Origin of the sequence: Clostridium psychrophilum (assembly GCF_018861705.1) — a bacterium.
GTDB classification, from domain to species: Bacteria; Bacillota; Clostridia; order Clostridiales; family Clostridiaceae; genus Clostridium_AD; species Clostridium_AD psychrophilum.
Map to the genome: position 1 here is coordinate 1 of NZ_JAHLEC010000067.1, position 17,239 is coordinate 17,239.

Consider the following 17,239-nt stretch of genomic DNA (forward strand, 5'->3'; position numbering starts at 1 on the left):
AAATAAAGCAACATTAAATTTCTTCAGGATACATTTTCACTTTTCAACCCACATTCTAAATCCTAATATTTCCATTATTGTTTTTTCATAAGTTAGTTAACACTATCACATAAGTCCATATTTTAAGGCTTCTTTTCTATTTATTGATGCTTTTGCATCCACACATATAGGATTTTCATTCATTACTTCCACTATATGCATAACATCATCAAAATGTATCTCTTGCTGTTTTGTTAAAACTAAAACAGCATCGGCTCCATCTAATGCTTCATCTTGAGTTTTAGCCTTAAATTCATACTGCGTTGTTACCATTGGATCAAATGCACTAACAATTACTCCTTTCTTTATTAATATTTTACATATATCTACAGCCGGACTAATCCTATCATCATTAGAAAAGTTCTTCATTGCAAGTCCTAAAACAGCTACTTTTGATCCTTTAAGTTCCTTTCCCACTTGGTTTAGCAGTTCTTCTGTTTTATTAACTATAAACTCCGGAATAAATGCGTTCTTCTCTCTAGCAAGTTTTAGAAGGTCCATCTTTAACCCTAATTCTTTAGCTTTGGGCTCTAGATAGTAATAAGCATTTGGAATACAGTATCCCCCTACCCCTGCTCCTGGCATTAATAGACTTACTCTTTTATGAGTATTGGCTAACTTAATAACTTCAAATATATCTATACCTAGCGCTTCTGTAAATCTAGCAAATTCCTGTGACATAGCTATATTAACGTCTCTTTGAATATTTTCAAATACTTTTGAAGTTTCAACTTCACTCATGCTACTTGCTGTAATTATTTTAGCTTTGCAAACTACTCCTATAAGGTCTATAGCACGCGTTAAACTTTCATTATTAATTGCTCCAACTACTGTAGGCATATTTTCAAACTCACTAAACGCACTACCCTCTGCAATTCTTTCTGAAACATATGCAAGATAAAAATCTATACCTGCTTTAAGGCCTGATTCTTCTTCAAGAATAGGTAATATAAACTGATCTGTAGTTCCCGGTATTACGGTACTTCTTATTACAACTAAATCATTTTTCTTTAAATTTTTACCTATTACTCTAGAGCACTCTTCTAAATAATCCATTATGAAATTTCCATTTATAATAGGTATTCCTACAGTTACTATGATATTGTTACACTCACTGACTACTCTTGCGGCATCCGTCGTAGCAATGTATCTTCCTTCTTCTAGTTGCATTTGTAATATTTTTTGTATAGTTAAGCCATGAAATCTTTCTGTATGATGAGTTATACCCTTATTTGTATTTGCAACAAGTACATCATCCACATCTACGCCTATTACATCACAACCTCTTAGTGCAAAACTTAAAGCTAATGGTAAACCCACAAACCCTTGGCCAAATATGCATACTTTTTTATTTAGTTCATTTGGAGTTTTACTTAAACCTTTTATTTTTAATATTCTACTAATCATAATTCTACCTCCCCGTTTTCAAACTAAAATTCTACTATTTAGCTCCTACTCTTTTAATTACAACTCCAAATGTTTTTAAGATAATTACCATATCTGTCCAAAAACTTCTTTTATCTATATAATCCATATCAAATTTGACTCTATCCTCATAGGTAGTATCACTCCTACCACTAACTTGCCAATTTCCTGTAAGTCCAGGTTTAATAGATAATAGCCTGTCCCAGCATTTACCATATTTAATAATTTCCTTTGAAACTATGGGTCTTGGTCCAACAATACTCATATTTCCTTTCATAATATTTACTAACTGTGGAAGTTCATCCAAACTTGATTCTCTCAGAAATTTACCAAGCTTTGTTATTCTGGAATCATTAACGAATTTAAAGTTCTTTTCAAATTCTCTTTTCATGTCATCGGGCATTTCATCTAGTATTTGCTGTGCGTTAGTAAGCATGGTTCTAAATTTATAAACCTTTATTATCTCTCCATCCTTGCCTAACCGATCATGTGCAAAGAATATATTTCCTTTAGAATCTAATCTAACCAAAATACCAATTGCTAAAAAAAGAGGTGAAAGCACAAGCAGTGCACCTATAGAACCTATTAGATCCAAACACCTCTTTATAAATCTATATATAAATTTCGATTTTTCCTTTTTAATTAAATATTTTATATCAATTGAAGTTTCAATATTCTCCATAAATATGCCCCCTTTTTTAATATGAATATACTTTTATAAAATCGATTTATAAAAGTAAAAGCCCAATCTAATAAATTAGATTGGGCCGGTTTCACCATTGTCTCCGTGTACTCAACGGTGACCAAATCAGAGTACACATCATAAACTTCCCACTTGCAATAAGATCATATTATTATCACTGAAAAACAAAAAACTCCATTAAAATAGATTTCTCTATAAAAGGAGTGGGTTCACTACTAGCTCCACATATTCAAAGTGACCAATACAGAATATGTTTCATTGCTTCCAAGTATTTAATTGTCTTATACCAGTATCCTATGTTAATAATCAATACTTGTTACAATATGCTTCCACCTAATGATTTTTCAATTGAAAAGATGATAATTATATTAACTAATAAAAAATGAAGTTTAAAATAATTAATGTATGTTTTAATTAATTTAATAAAAATCACCATACAAATTAATTTATTTAATATTACTATTGATTTATTTATAATATGATATTATAATAAGAATATATAAAAGGAGAGATTAAACATGGGTTATAAAGTTATAAGCAGATGTCCTATTTGCAATTCAAAACTAAAGATTATGAAACTTAGATGCAATAAATGTGGTACTATCATTGAAAATGAATTTGAGTTTTCAAAGTTTGAATTTTTAGGAGAAGAACACCTTAATTTTATGGAAGTATTTTTAAAGTGTAGAGGAAACATTAAAGATGTCGAAAAGGAACTAGGTATATCCTATCCAACTGTGAGGGCAAAACTTGATGATGTTGTTTCCGCTCTTGGTTATACTGAGGTAAAAAAAGATACTACAAATAATAAAGAAATAATTGATAAACTTGAAAAAGGTGAAATATCAGCGGAGCAAGCTGTAAATATGATAAAAAATAATTAAACCTCGAAAGGATGGATTATAAAATGAAAGAAGAAGTTAAAAGAATTTTAAAAATGGTTGAAGAGGGAAAAATAGATGTAGACAAAGCCAGTGAACTTATTGACGCTCTTAACAAATCTTCTAATGAAGAGCCAATAGTTTTATCAAAGAATCTAGACAAGATGCTAAAAATCAGAGTGTTATCAGCTACAAAAGACACTGTAAATGTGAACATTCCGATTAAATTTTTGAAAGCTATAGGCAATGCTGTAAATAACATTAAAATACCAGGTATTTCAGATGAAAATGGAATAGATATAAAAATGATTATGGAGGCTATCGACTCAGGACTTGAGGGTAAAATAGTAGATGTTAAAAGTGGTAATGGAGACATAGTTGAAGTTTATATAGAATAACTATTTTTAATTGAATGACAAAAATATTTCAGCTTCCCTATATATTAATGAGAGGAAGGGTGAGAGTTGAGGATATATATAAAGATTAAACATGGTCCACGTTTTATAATACCAGCACCAATAGGACTTGTGAAAGCAACTATTGGATTTTGCAGTTTTGGAATATCAATTTCACAAAAATCTATTCCCAAGGAGAAACTACAATATATTGAATCTGTTAACTTTAAAGAACTTAAAAAAAACATTGATGTATTAAAAGATTATAAAGGATTAACTCTTGTAGATGTAAAAACTGAAGATGGAACAGCTATAACAATAATTGTATAAATATTAGAACGGACTATTTACTTGCATATTTTGTAATTTAAGCAACTGTATCCATTAATGAGTGCATAACCTTTATTTCACTGTACTCATTAATATAATTCATTCTAATAAATTAAGTCATTAAGTCTTATTTTATTATTCTTTCAATATAATTAATTGTTCCATCTGTATGCACCTGAGCACTACTAAAAATTTTCTCTAGCCTTTTTTTAGTTTGTTTATCTTCTAATGATTTATATATTACTATATTTTTTACTTTTTCTTTATAAGAACTGAATAACATCAAATTATCAAAATCAGTTTTAGGAAATCCATACCCTATAAAATCTACTACTTCAGCATTATCTAAATAATATTTCATCTTCTTCCATAAAAGTTTATAAAAATTACCTGCAAAATATTTATATTTAGTATTAGACATCGGAACATAAAATGGCACATCATCAATAAAAATCTCATTAATACCATCTTGTTCTACTGATATAATATCATCAATATCAGCATTATCAGATTTGCTCATACTAAACCAATTAAAAGAACCATGAAGCTTAAGTAGCTCTATGTTTTTATCACCCAAATCTCCACCATCAATTTTTGTGCCTTCTTGATATGGATCTTGATTTAATTTTATACCGTACTTTACTGCAAAATTACCACATCCATTTATTCTTTTACATATTTTTTCAATAAATAAATCATAATTAAACGTAACAAGTAATATGTTTTCTTCGTCACAATAGCATAAAAATTTACCCATAGTATCCAATTTATCTGCATCAGGTTCACAGCTTTTCATTTCATTATAAATATGTTTTAATATTTCTTTTCTCAAAGTGTAAAATTCTATATCTTCTTTGTCAGTAAAAAATATTTCCCTCGATAATATATAACTAACACAATTTTCTACATCAAAATAATCATTTAACTTTTCTTTGGCCCTTTTTACAAAACTATTTAACATACTATTTTCCTCTGTATTTTCAAATAATTCTTTAATTACTGGCATTGAACTACATAATGCTTTTGAAAACCCTGCTCCAAGAACAATAACCTTCTTATATTTTTTCATATACACATAACCCCTTCAAGTTAATACTACAGTTATAGCTTATGTGTACATATTCCTATATATTTGTATATCACTAAATTTCTATATAAATCCATTGCTTTCCTGTACAACATCAAATCCATATATTCTATCAACTATTTTACTGTTAGAGTCATATTTAATAAGTTTTAAAGCCATATACAGATCACCTGAAGCACCTAACAAATTAAGGAAAAATGTCATACCACCTAACCACAAAGGTAAAAATAAAGTTAATATAGATATTACTGCTAGCGGTGATAAAAGAATAATCAGAAATTTTGTGCGTTCTATAGGCATTCCAGATATTTCTTGAGTATACGCATAAATCCCCTTAAATCCATACTTAACTTTTCCACCAAAAAATTTATATACAAGACCATGTATACCCTCATGAACAATTGATATTGGAATCATAAGAAGTAACACGTAAACATAGAAATTAACTATTAAGTTTTTAGTTGGATATAAAATGAAAGATTTCGTAATAATAAAGTTTTCTACTATGTCGCTTGCGTTACTCCCCATAATCTGCGCAATTGCAAAAGCTATTAACGTACATATTACATGTGTTTTCCACGTAATTTTAAAAGACATGTCCATCACCTCTGTTAGAAGTATTGACATGTCTTTGGGTTGTTAAACTAATTTTTTTATATTAGTATTCAACTTTTCAGCTCAACTTTTCATCTACTTAATTCGCATCAGATCTTCCAGCTTCGCACCATTCTCTATTTTTTCGAGTCATCTATAATTCCCTTCCTAAATGCTTTTTTAGTTTTATTTTAATTATAGACAACAACATTTTTTATATTCACAGTAGCAATATAAAAAACACCTTTGAATTGTTTATTTTAAATTAATATTTTGTTTCATTTTTCAACGTGCCACAGTACACTTGGATGTTGATGGCTTGTTTCTATTATCGTAAAAATATACTCTAAAAACGAAAAAACTACCGAAATAAATTTACACCTTTCGACAAGTGACAGTCACCCTTGTGGGAAGTTTGCTTCCCACTTGCTTAAATTTCAATAATTGTATGTAGCGGAGCTAATCCGTTAATAGTTACTTATCATTGTGTTGTATTATTTAAAATCGTATTAATATCAGAAAGGTTTCCACTATTATTATCAAATGTTATACTATCCCATTTCCCCACGTTATTGTTGGTAATTCCCTTGGAGATTATTATTCCATTCAGAACAAATGCACTACTGACACTAGATACATTCACATTACCGTCACAATATATAAGTCCCTTGAAATTAAAGTTTTGATAGGTGTTTTTATCCCCTATTATGTTTAAGTCTCCATGGCAAATAATGTATTCATAGTTATTACTATTTGTAGTGCTTCCAGCCGAAAAGCTTCCCGTCGAATCAGGAAGTTTATTTAAGTAAATAACATTATTGTATGTAGTTTTATTAACTACTTGTGGATGATTTCCATCAAAGTAATGAATTTTTGAATTTAAACTCTGATTAGGATTAATAGATGTACTCGCAAAGTTTATATTAGGCTTTAGAGTTCTTAAAGCGAATGTCTTTATATGACTATCCCCTGTATTTGCAAATAGACTAATCCAAAAGCCGTCTTGAGGATATGTTGTAATAACTTTGTAATTATTATTATTATAGTTATTAGCACTATAGTTACTTATTAGATTTGAGGGAAAATAAGCAGATCCATTAATAGTTCCAAGACTATTAATAGTTGATACGTCTAATACAACATCCCCTGCGTTTGATGAAACTCCACTTATAGTACTTGCTCCTATTGCTAATTTACAATTAATATTGGTTCCACTTTTAAAACCACTTACAGATTGAGCTTGTATTAATATACCATGCCTGCTATCATTACTGGCATTTAAGACTGTATTCATATCAAAGGGAGTAGTAGAATCTCCAATTATATTAATTACATTCTTTTCAAATACATTCACTAAATCATTATATGGTGTTGTAGTAGTTATATTACTAATGCTTGGTTCATTTGTATACGAAATTACTGGTCCAGTATTGTTAGCCAAAATATTATTACCTATATTCAATAATAATATTGTTGAGTTTAATTTGAAGTTCTGATTTTTTAAATTTTCCTGAATACTAAAATCTACTGTTCCTGAATCTTGGATTTGAAATTGCAAAGTAGTTTTAATGTTATTTGCATTATCTCCTACTATATTTGTTATATGACCATTATAATATTGTTTAAGTATTTCATTATCAACATAAATATATTTTTTAGTTGAATCTAGAGTGGTTGGTAAAGCCGTTAATATCTCTGCATTACTACTATATCTAAGTTCTTTTGTTATATAATTAGCTGCAAGCCTGGTATTTGATTGTATATCTGATTTTGCAGACCCATTATTAAATGATTTGTTTCCATAGTCTCCCATACAATAAGCCATTGTTAAGACAATTCCCATTATTCCTATAGTAATAATTAATTCAACAAGTGTAAATCCGCCTTTAAACACTAATTTTTTATTGTTATTACTCAATTAGACCCACCTCTCTTTAGGTACAATAAAAGACCTTTTGTTAATTGCTTGTAAATGTCGTTAATCTCTTAAATACACTACCATACTGTAAATAAGTTACATCAATCTTGCGTCCATTTACAATGTATGAATTAGGGTTATTCGGAAATTTCAAACTAATACTTTTAGTTGAAGTTTCTACATTTACTTTACCTTTACTAATAGATAAAATTTCCAAATCCGTAATGTTACCTTCTAAATTAGTCGAATCATTAATATTACTTTCTAGCCTATCTTGTGCAATATAATTAAAAACACTCTTTTTACCTGAATTAGATATACCAACTATACCACTTGCGAACATTGTCATAAAAGTTGTACTAATAATTCCCAGTATAGCTATAGACAGAATAACTTCTATTAATGTAAAACCTTTTTTAGGGTTATTGTTATTTATATTCTTAGTCATGTTATCCTCCTCTTTTATTACTGGCTAGTTCCAAGTAACTGAATAAGATTTAATTGTTTGAGTGGTTGTAGATGAAAATGGGTTTTTAAAATTAAGATCAATTATTTTTTCGAAATTATTGGCTGTCACCTGACTTTGTATGTCAGATGAATCATTTAATGTTATACCACCAACTACGTTTTTAAAATAATAACCAACATCTTGAAAAAATACCACGCCAACTGCTCCAGTAAAATGTGATCCATTTGGCTTAAAGCCATCATCTAAAACCTTTAATACAAAAGTTCCATTGCTATTATAATTATTAGAAAAATCTATTAACTTAGCACTCAATATTATCCCATTATGAAATACCTGAATTGGACTCATAAATTGCATTTGATCAGCCTCAAAAGTTGCAACTGGCGAATTCTTATTGGGAATTTTCAGACCATTTTTAGCTTTAAGCGTTACAACTTTTCCTTTTCCTGACGTATTAACACCAGTATTTATTTGTCCACTATTATAACTATACCAACCTAGAGTTTCCCCAGCAATTGAACCTTGAGGTGAAATAGGAACTGTGGTAGTTATTGTTTTTATTGTTGCTTTGACTGTTTGTTTGACATTTCCAACAGTTCCAACTGATGTAACTACTGTATCATCACCTTGGTTAACAGGTGGTGTTACTATAACATCAAACTTTCCAATTATATTTGTAGGAGGCGTATCTACAAATATAAACTGATTAGAACTGTCTAAATATACTGTTTTGCAACTTCCACTTGGTTTAATAACATTTCGAGGAACTTCCCATGCACTTACAGTAGCCTCTGCACCTGAGCGCGCAAGGTAATGTGCTTGTATTCTTTTATCTTCATTTGATGCTTGCATTGTTTGTGAAAGGCTAATATTTAATATGGCTGCGCCAAGTATTGTCATAACAGCCATAACCATAATAACAACAATCAGGGCAGATCCCTTGTTTTTTTTAGATACCATAGCCTATATCTCCTTTCAAAACAAATTAGCCAATAAATATTTCTATTCACTTATCATTATAATAAGTTTATTTTCTAACAACCGAGATATCGCCTTTTTCTTTTAGTATACTAACCCTAGGTTTACTCTTATCATCACCTAAAATATTCACAACAACACTTTTATCAGTTTCATTTGTAATCCTAATATTCGCTCCTGATAAATCTGAACTTGTTCCTCTTATTTGAGAAACCATATTTAGAACTATATTTCCTCCATTAGGTACAAATTCAATATAATTGTTAAAGTTTTTAGGATATGATCTCATACTTATTTTATATTTATAATAGTACTTAGATTCAATTTTTGTGAAATAAAACTCTACTAAATCTATTCCAGTATTATTTGAATAAATATATGATTTCATTGACTCTTCTTTTGCCTTTTCAATAGTTATAGTATGCAAATTATTAGTCGTTTTAGGTTTTGCATTCAGAATAAAGTCACTTTTAACCTCAGCTTTTGCCACTGTATTTACACTTTTAGTTGCTGTGCTTGTGTTGTTTGTTGCCATGCTTGCATTGTTTGTTAACAAGCTTGTACTGTTAGTAGCTGTGTTTGCAACATTATTTGTTACTGTTGGAGTAATAACCGGTATTGAGGAAGATGATCCAACATAAGGATTTTTATTACCACTGGGTGCTTTATAATTCCACTTAAAATCATCACTGTTATTAAGTTTGGGAACGCCATAAAAATCTAATATAAGGGTTCCTGTTACATTACTACCTAGAGCTCCAGTTAAGTTTATATTATTAATAACTATCTTTTTATTATAACTTTCTGCTTGTTGTATAAATTTTATAAGTTCATCGTACGTACCTTTAAAGTCAAGTGTAACTTCCATTTTGTATGTACCAGTAAGCTTTGGGTTAACTGTTGCCGGACTGGTACTACTAGCATTAGTAGTTGTACCTGTATTGGTATTGGTATTTGTGCTTGTGCTTGTACTAGAATTGCTAGTGTTCATTGTTCCACTAGTAGAATTTTTTATAGGTGTACCATTAAAGTTGCTAACTAACTCGTCTAATTTATTGGTATCACTTGTAGTACTAGCTACATTATTTGCAGTTTTACTCGAATCTACGGTCGTTGTGTTATCACTACTTACTTCTGAAAATGCTAATACATCTGATTGAATTTTACTGTCCTTAATCATTTTATTTAAAATAACTATAATTTCTTCCTGCTTAATTGATGGAAACAACATATCGGTTTTGCTAAGGATATTAGTATTTAAAACTTTAGCTTGTTCAATTTTACTATCCTTTGATGTGATTTTCACTCTAGCTTGCGACCATTTTTGAGAATATGTTTCTCTACTAGCTTTTAAGTCAATTATCTGTTGAATTTGTTTTATGTAAATAAATTGATAAAAACAATATCCTAATAAAACTAATAACAAAGCTCCTATTAACATTTGTTCCCTTTTAGTTACTTTCATAATTAATCAACTTCCTTTAGAATACAATTAAGAGTAAAAGTTAGGTTTGCATTTTCTGTAGCTGGAGAATTTATGGTTGTAATATTAACTTCTTTTATATTATCTAACTTTATTAAACTACGCTCAAATACAGCTACAGATTCTCTATCTTTTGCTTCAGCTTGTAGTTGTACTCCACTTGCATTCAAATTCATTACTTTAAAATACACACCACTAGGAACACATGAATTTATTTTATTTATAGCTTTACTACCTACAAAATCATTACTTTTTAGTCCATCACTAATATTTGACACTATACCATAGTACTTATTCATTATGACTAACTTTTTATCTTCATTTTCTGCTTCTTTTAAGTCAACAATATTCTCTTTTGAATTTAAATTTTGCTTTGTGTACTTAATTTCAGAATTTAACTCGCTTATATTAAAATAATTAACTACATATGCAGAAATCATAAATAAGACCAAACCTATAGATAAAGTACTTGCATATAAATATTTTTTTTTGAAATCTTTTCTACCTCCTGTATAAGGATCAAAAAAGTTAAAATCACTCATAAGTTTCACCTACCTTAGTCTTATTATCGCTCCAATAGCATTTAAATATTGGCTTAATTCCACGTCTATTTTAGAACAGTTTACATTGCTTAAACTCTGTATTTGAGTAACAGGTAAGTTCATAGCATCCTTTATAAATCTTTCTATCCCTTTAAGACTTGAACTGCCTCCGTATATATATATTTTATCTATTTTATTTCCTTGTTCTTTATTTTTATAATAATTAAGCAGTTTTTCTATTTCTTGAATCCAATTTTTCACTTGTTCTTTTGCAATATCGTTTACCATTGAACTCTGACTATCACTTAAAGTTTTTCTCTCAAAATTATACCCTTTAATCTTTTGATCCTCTGCAGCTTCTTCTGATATAGATAATTCCTTAGCAATATCTATATCTATATTAGCGCCACCATAATTAATAATTCTAGTAAATTGCACTTTCCCATCTGAAATAATATTTACATTTATAAAATCATATCCTAAATCTATAACCGCAACAGTATCTTCTAAACTGAAATTTTCATCATTAACTTTTATATTCTCATTGAATAACTTATTAATACTATTTGAACTTATATCTAATGCTACTGCATTACCCTTTAATTCCTTTATTAATTTATAATATCCATCTGCCATAATTTTCGGATACACTACTACTGTAACCTTAGCCATTTTTACACCATCGTCTTCAAACTCTCCTAATATTGTGTATTGCATTATGTAATCACCAAACTTTATTGGCAAATATCTTTCCATCTGGAACTTAATTATGGCGTCCATATCTTCCTTTTTAGCTACGGGAATATCAATATCTCTAGTTATAATCGTTGTACTTTTTGTGGTAATTATAATATTTCTACATTTTATATTTTCAGCTTCCAAACCATCTGAAATTTCACTTTTTAATTTAGTTATGTCTATAATATTTCCATCATTATAACATCCTACTGGAGTAATCATAGTGATAGCTTTTTCTATAATAACATTTTTTTTAATTTGACTTCCTAGAACTATTTTTGTGTTTTTTGAACCTATGTCTAGGGATAAGACTTTTGAGTTAAACATGAGTAGTCACCTCTTTTTAGTGTATTTAGTTGAACTATTTAATATTAACTTCCAGTTATGATTATTTACCCTTAGGTTATAATTATAACTGGAAGTTTTTATTTGAACCCTTGAATACTTTCATTTACAGTTTGTTCATGACCCTCGGGGGTCATAGCGAAGGTAATGAGCTTGCTAGTGATTAGCATAAATTCCAGTGTGAGTTGGATAAACTTCATTGCCTGTTCCCGCTAAAACATTAACACTCCCAGACGTAACTGTTAATGTAAATGCAGTTGAACCTGTAGCCTTTGGTGCTGGAACTCCACCTTGAAGGTCAGTAGCAGATATATCTGATATATCTGCTACTTTATCACCTTGAGCTAATTTGATAGCCGCAGCATTTGCAATGCTCCTACCACTTGCAATATCTGCACTTATTTTAGCATTTTCTTGATAAGTTGCAAATTTTGGAATTGCGATTGCAGCCAAAATTCCAATTATCGCAATAACAACAATAAGTTCAATTAAAGTAAAACCTTTCCTCTTCTTTTTCTTAATTACATCCATTTTCATTAAATTTATTTCCATTAATAATTCCCCCTTGAAAATTGATATTTTAAATATATAATAATGACTTAACTGCAAAATCTACATATAAATAACATTTATTGTTTTAATGATTTTGTTTTGTAGTTTTATCATATTAATCATCTACTGTGGAGCTGTAATCAAACTATTATTGAACTGTCTTAGACATATCAAATATTGGCATCATCATTGCAATTACTATAAATCCTATAACTACTCCCATTACTACTATCATTAGTGGCTCTATCATTGTTGTCATTTTTTTTAGTGATGTCTCTAGTTCTTCATCATAAAAATTTGCTGTCTTGTCCAATATATCGTCGAGTGATCCAGATTCTTCACCTATTTTAACCATTGAGTTCAGCATTACTGGAAATATTGATTCTTCACCTATTGCTTCACCTAAAGATATACCTTTTAGTACTTTTTCTCTAATTACTTCTAAGCTTTTTTCAGCTACTTTATTTCCAACTACCCTTTGAACTACTTCTAAACATTGTACCAAGGATACGCCACTAGCCAGTACTGTAGATAAAGTTCTAGTAAATCTAGATACAATTACTTTTTCTGTAACATCTTTAATTATTGGTAATTTAAATTTTAATCTATCTATTGATAATCTACCTACTGGAGTTCTAGCATAATACTTCATGCCATAAACCGCTCCACCAATAACTACGAGTAAAACATACCATTTAGTTAATATAAACGTGCTAATGCCCATTACTATTCTCGTAGGTGCTGGCAATGCTACCCCCGAGCTTGCAAACATTCCTGTGAATGTAGGCATTATAAAAGCTAAAATGAAGATCACTACTACCACTACTAACCCTACAAGCACCATTGGATAAACCATAGCACTTTTAAGTTGGTTATTTATTTTATTTTCTTTTTCAAAATGGGAAGCCATTCTGCTCATTATTATATCTAAATTACCACTGACTTCCCCGGTATTGATCATATTTATAAGTAATTCAGGAAACACATCTTTATGCTTACCAAGTGCTTCTGAAAGTGAGACTCCCTTCTGAACATCCTCATATATTTCATTCAAGCTTTTTCTCATTTTCTTATTCTGTGTTTCCTTTCTTAAAACATTTAACGCATTGGAAATGTTAGCACCTGCATTTATCATTGTATAAAACTGTCTACAGAAGATATATAAGTCCTTTGTTTTAACTTTTTCAAATGATTCAAATAAATCTTGATGCTCACGTTCTAATGTTTCTTTAATTTCTATAGGGTAGTAATTATTATCCTCTATCATAGCTAGAACTTCATTTTTACTATTAGCTTTAAAATTTCCTTCTAATTTTTTACCTTGTTGGTTCATAACACTGTACTTAAATGTAGGCACTCACTCACCTCCTTAATCTTTAGAAAATGCTATTTTAACCAGTTCCTCAACTGTTGTGACTCCCTTTAAAACTAGATCAATACAAGCTGTTTTTAAAGTTATCATTCCTTTTTCTATACTTAAGTCTCTTATTTCATCTACACTAGCATTACGCATGATGTACTCTCTATGCAAGCGGGTTACTTCTATTATTTCGTATACACCTGTTCTTCCTGAGTATCCGCTGTTGCTACAATGCCCACAGCCTGTACCTCTTTTAAGCAATAATTTTTCATCTGACTTAGCACCCAGGATTTCTTTATCGAGCTGTGTCGCTTCGTAAGTCTCGCAGCACATTGGGCATATTTTTCTTACTAGTCTTTGCGATATAATTGCTGTTACAGCACTCGCTACTAGGTAAGGTTGTATTCCCATATCTATAAGTCTTATAATTGCTGAAGGTGCATCATTCGTGTGTATTGTGCTTAGCACTATATGTCCTGTTATAGATGCCCTGGTAGCAATTTCTGCTGTTTCATTGTCCCTTATTTCACCTATCATGACAACATCAGGATCTTGTCTTAATATTGATCTTAAGCCTGATGCAAAAGTTAACCCTGCTTTTACATTTACGTTTACTTGATTTATTCCATCAACTACGTATTCTACGGGGTCTTCAACTGTTATAATGTTCTTAGTATCATCATTAAGTTCGCTTAATAATGTATAAAGCGTAGTTGATTTTCCACTACCTGTAGGTCCTGTAACTAGAATAATCCCATATGGGTTTTTAAGAATTCTTTGTACTTTATCTAAGTCATCTTCATTCATGCCTAGTTTCTCTTTACCTACTAAAAAGTTTTCTCTATCAAGCACTCTAATAACAATTTTTTCACCATGTATTGTTGGCAAAGTTGATACTCGTAAGTCTACCTTCTTATCATCTACAATTGTTAAAATTCTACCATCCTGTGGAATTCTTTTTTCTGCAATATTCAATTCTGCAAGTATTTTTATACGAGTTATAAATGCACTGAATATATCTTTTTTGTATCTTGATATTTCTTTTAAAGTACCATCTATTCTAAATCTTATTTTTATGTGATTTTCAAAAGGTTCTATGTGAATATCACTAGCTTTAAGCTTTATTGCATCACTTATGGTAGAATCAACAAGTCTAACCGCTGGTGCACTTTTTATATCATCTAATTGTTCTTTGTCGACTTCTTTACTTTCATTTGTTCCTTGATCCTTTGATAAATCTTCAGCTGCTTTTTTTGCATTTTGATTAGTATAATATTTATCAATTGTATTATTGATATCTTTTGTTAATGCAATATATACATTAACATCAAAACCTGAAGAAATTTTAGCATCATCTATTGCAAATATATTTAGTGGATCAGACATCGCAATCTTTAGTTTATTGTTTTCCATACCAAAAGCAACTAAGTTATATTTTTTCGATATAATTTCTGGAATTAATTGAACAACTTTTTGTTCGATTTCTACCATATCTAAATGTACTCTTTTTGTACCTAATTGCTGCTCTAGAACTTCTAAAATATCTTCTTCACTTAAAGTACCCTCTTCAATAAGAAGTTGTCCTAGCCTTTTTCCTCCACCTTGCTGTTTTATAAGTACTTTCTTAAGTTGTTCTGGAGTTATCTTTTTTGATTCAACTAATAAATCTCCTAATCTTCTTCTTTCCATCCTCTTCATTATCTGTGCCCCTTTACTATCTACACATTGTTTTCTCTTATGTATTTTGAATATTTATATGTGCATTTTTCAGGTATCGTTTATTTTTTTAAAACTATTTTTTCAAAGTTGCTTTTAATTATTCTTAAGTTATTTTGTTAATTTAGATAAGAATTTCTCCTAATCTTTACTAATTTTAAGGACCAGTATTTTTCATTTCTAAGCATATCCTTCTAATTGCCAAATTTTTCATTAATCATTATATTTTACATTATATAATAATAATTAGTGCTATGCAATAATATTTTAACATTTTATAATTTTTTTTAAAGTTAGGAAGCCACTGGTCTACAGTGGTTTTTAGTTAGATAATAATCACTTCGTAACTCTCAACAAATTATTTCAAATTAATACATTTTTTTTATAAATAGTAGCATTTTAGAGATAATAAATTGAATTTCAATAAAAACATAATTCAAATTGTGTTTTTGTAACTAGTATCCAATATTACTATATTGGTTAATACTAACTAGTAACTTTATGTCAAATCATGCAACTTCGTTTGTAACTCTTCGTAACTAATTATCCCAAGCTCATGTTGTTTTTTAACATTACGAATAGCTTGAAAATTCTCCAATTTCTTCGAATATTCTTGAAGTTTTAAATTATATTCATCCTCTGTTATAACATCCAATTTCTTGGCTTCGTCGAGTGCTTCCTTTTGACGTTTAAATTCATCCTCAAATTTCTCTTTCTCTTGTAATATTACTTCATCCTTTAATTTATTTTCTAGTTTAAGTAATTCTGCCTCAAGTTCTATTTTATTTTCTATAAGTTTAACTATATCCTTAACATCAATCTCTGGCATCTCCTGAGCTTCTGAAATAAATTCTACATACATTTTGCCTACTTGTTTATATGAGACGTCTATTTCAATTTTTATTTCCTCAAGTTCAGTCTTAATATTATTTACTTTTACCGCAGTGCTAAAGGCACTTGTTGCAGCCCTACTTATAGATTCTATTGTTACATTTATTAAATCATCAATAAATCCCAACCTAACCCCTCCTATATTAAAATAATGCAAATAAATTGTTATTCTTTATTATTATATTCACCTATCTTATTAATATATTTATATATGTAGAAATTTGTGCAAAAAGAAATAACATAGCCAAAACACTGATTCTCATCAATGACTATGTTATTTCTTTTATATAACGCTAAAAGTTCGTTTATATTTATGCTCACATTTATGCCTACTTAATAATACCATATATAGTACATCTGAATTTAATACTAAAAAACATTAAAAGGGTATACATTATGGATTAAAATAAATCAAACAAAAAACCACTTCATACTTGCATTACAATGACACATGCGTCGATATGGTGAATAGTAAAAATGAAATTCTCTCCTTTTTTTATATAAAGTTTCAACCCTTTTTAAATAAATACAAAGTAAGGAGGGATAACAATGTTAAAATCAAAATCAATTAATAAGATTATATTATTAATTATGTTTATCTTATCCACAATAACTATATACTTATGTGTAAATTATCTAAAAACTGCTTACACAGTGTTACCTCAAATACAACATATAGTTAATAATATGATTATCCCACAAAAAGCTTGTAATTACTTCCAAACGTAGTAATTATGATATAATAATATCAAAATCAGTACGTAGAGGAGGATTACTATGTTTTGCAAAAATA

Annotated in this window: 17 protein-coding genes and 2 riboswitches; of the genes, 3 read left to right on the forward strand and 14 right to left on the reverse strand. The window is 29.3% G+C overall.

The features are described from left to right. Positions 1 to 105: 105 nt before the first annotated feature. Both KPL38_RS12995 and KPL38_RS13000 read right to left on the reverse strand, forming a co-directional pair. Complete coding sequence (locus KPL38_RS12995) at positions 106 to 1,446, reverse strand: nucleotide sugar dehydrogenase (protein ID WP_216289561.1); 1,341 nt, start codon at positions 1,444 to 1,446, stop codon at positions 106 to 108. Between the two features lie 34 nt (positions 1,447 to 1,480). Then, positions 1,481 to 2,146 carry a sugar transferase gene (locus tag KPL38_RS13000; protein ID WP_216289562.1) on the reverse strand — a complete coding sequence of 222 codons (666 nt, stop codon included), beginning with the start codon at positions 2,144 to 2,146 and terminating at the stop codon, positions 1,481 to 1,483. Positions 2,147 to 2,220: 74 nt separating this feature from the next. Next, positions 2,221 to 2,304, reverse strand: a riboswitch (cyclic di-GMP riboswitch). A gap of 56 nt (positions 2,305 to 2,360) precedes the next feature. Then, positions 2,361 to 2,442, reverse strand: a riboswitch (cyclic di-GMP riboswitch). 243 nt (positions 2,443 to 2,685) lie between these two features. Between KPL38_RS13000 and KPL38_RS13005 the strand changes: the two genes are divergently transcribed. From KPL38_RS13005 to KPL38_RS13015, 3 genes are all read left to right on the forward strand, one after another. Beyond that, entirely contained in the window at positions 2,686 to 3,051 is a 366-nt protein-coding gene (locus tag KPL38_RS13005; RefSeq protein WP_216289563.1) for a DUF2089 domain-containing protein, read from the forward strand. A 23-nt stretch (positions 3,052 to 3,074) separates the two neighbouring features. Next, complete coding sequence (locus tag KPL38_RS13010) at positions 3,075 to 3,446, forward strand: SHOCT-like domain-containing protein (protein WP_216289565.1); 372 nt, start codon at positions 3,075 to 3,077, stop codon at positions 3,444 to 3,446. Positions 3,447 to 3,512: 66 nt separating this feature from the next. Next, on the forward strand, positions 3,513 to 3,773 hold the full coding sequence (locus KPL38_RS13015; protein ID WP_216289566.1) for a hypothetical protein: 261 nt from the start codon (positions 3,513 to 3,515) through the stop codon (positions 3,771 to 3,773). 127 nt (positions 3,774 to 3,900) lie between these two features. On the opposite strand, the gene KPL38_RS13020 is transcribed toward KPL38_RS13015, so the two are convergent. The 12 genes from KPL38_RS13020 to KPL38_RS13075 all read right to left on the reverse strand — a co-directional run bounded on the left by KPL38_RS13020 (position 3,901) and on the right by KPL38_RS13075 (position 16,573). Next, positions 3,901 to 4,842, reverse strand: coding sequence for an SIR2 family protein (locus KPL38_RS13020; protein ID WP_216289567.1), 942 nt, complete (start codon positions 4,840 to 4,842; stop codon positions 3,901 to 3,903). Between the two features lie 81 nt (positions 4,843 to 4,923). Next, positions 4,924 to 5,457: a DUF3267 domain-containing protein gene (locus KPL38_RS13025; RefSeq protein WP_216289568.1), complete on the reverse strand. Its 534-nt coding sequence runs from the start codon at positions 5,455 to 5,457 to the stop codon at positions 4,924 to 4,926. 478 nt (positions 5,458 to 5,935) lie between these two features. Continuing rightward, positions 5,936 to 7,372, reverse strand: a complete 1,437-nt coding sequence (locus KPL38_RS13030) for a PilW family protein (protein WP_216289569.1) — start codon at positions 7,370 to 7,372, stop codon at positions 5,936 to 5,938. Positions 7,373 to 7,412: 40 nt separating this feature from the next. Beyond that, the gene (locus tag KPL38_RS13035; protein WP_216289570.1) at positions 7,413 to 7,820 is read right to left on the reverse strand and encodes a type IV pilus modification PilV family protein; all 408 of its coding nucleotides are present in this window, start codon (positions 7,818 to 7,820) and stop codon (positions 7,413 to 7,415) included. A 24-nt stretch (positions 7,821 to 7,844) separates the two neighbouring features. Next, positions 7,845 to 8,801: a PilX N-terminal domain-containing pilus assembly protein gene (locus KPL38_RS13040; RefSeq protein ID WP_216289571.1), complete on the reverse strand. Its 957-nt coding sequence runs from the start codon at positions 8,799 to 8,801 to the stop codon at positions 7,845 to 7,847. Positions 8,802 to 8,868: 67 nt separating this feature from the next. Further along, positions 8,869 to 10,284, reverse strand: coding sequence for a hypothetical protein (locus KPL38_RS13045; RefSeq protein WP_216289572.1), 1,416 nt, complete (start codon positions 10,282 to 10,284; stop codon positions 8,869 to 8,871). A gap of 2 nt (positions 10,285 to 10,286) precedes the next feature. Beyond that, positions 10,287 to 10,844 (reverse strand): PilN domain-containing protein, encoded by a 558-nt coding sequence (locus KPL38_RS13050; protein WP_216289573.1) that lies wholly within the window; start codon positions 10,842 to 10,844, stop codon positions 10,287 to 10,289. Positions 10,845 to 10,853: 9 nt separating this feature from the next. Next, a complete protein-coding gene (pilM, locus tag KPL38_RS13055; RefSeq protein ID WP_216289575.1) occupies positions 10,854 to 11,909 on the reverse strand; it encodes a pilus assembly protein PilM in 1,056 nt (351 codons plus the stop codon). Between the two features lie 174 nt (positions 11,910 to 12,083). Then, a complete protein-coding gene (locus tag KPL38_RS13060) occupies positions 12,084 to 12,479 on the reverse strand; it encodes a prepilin-type N-terminal cleavage/methylation domain-containing protein (RefSeq protein WP_246577958.1) in 396 nt (131 codons plus the stop codon). A gap of 148 nt (positions 12,480 to 12,627) precedes the next feature. After that, entirely contained in the window at positions 12,628 to 13,836 is a 1,209-nt protein-coding gene (locus KPL38_RS13065; RefSeq protein ID WP_216289576.1) for a type II secretion system F family protein, read from the reverse strand. A gap of 12 nt (positions 13,837 to 13,848) precedes the next feature. Next, positions 13,849 to 15,537: a GspE/PulE family protein gene (locus tag KPL38_RS13070; protein WP_216289577.1), complete on the reverse strand. Its 1,689-nt coding sequence runs from the start codon at positions 15,535 to 15,537 to the stop codon at positions 13,849 to 13,851. 517 nt (positions 15,538 to 16,054) lie between these two features. After that, the gene (locus KPL38_RS13075; RefSeq protein ID WP_216289578.1) at positions 16,055 to 16,573 is read right to left on the reverse strand and encodes a hypothetical protein; all 519 of its coding nucleotides are present in this window, start codon (positions 16,571 to 16,573) and stop codon (positions 16,055 to 16,057) included. Positions 16,574 to 17,239: the final 666 nt, after the last annotated feature.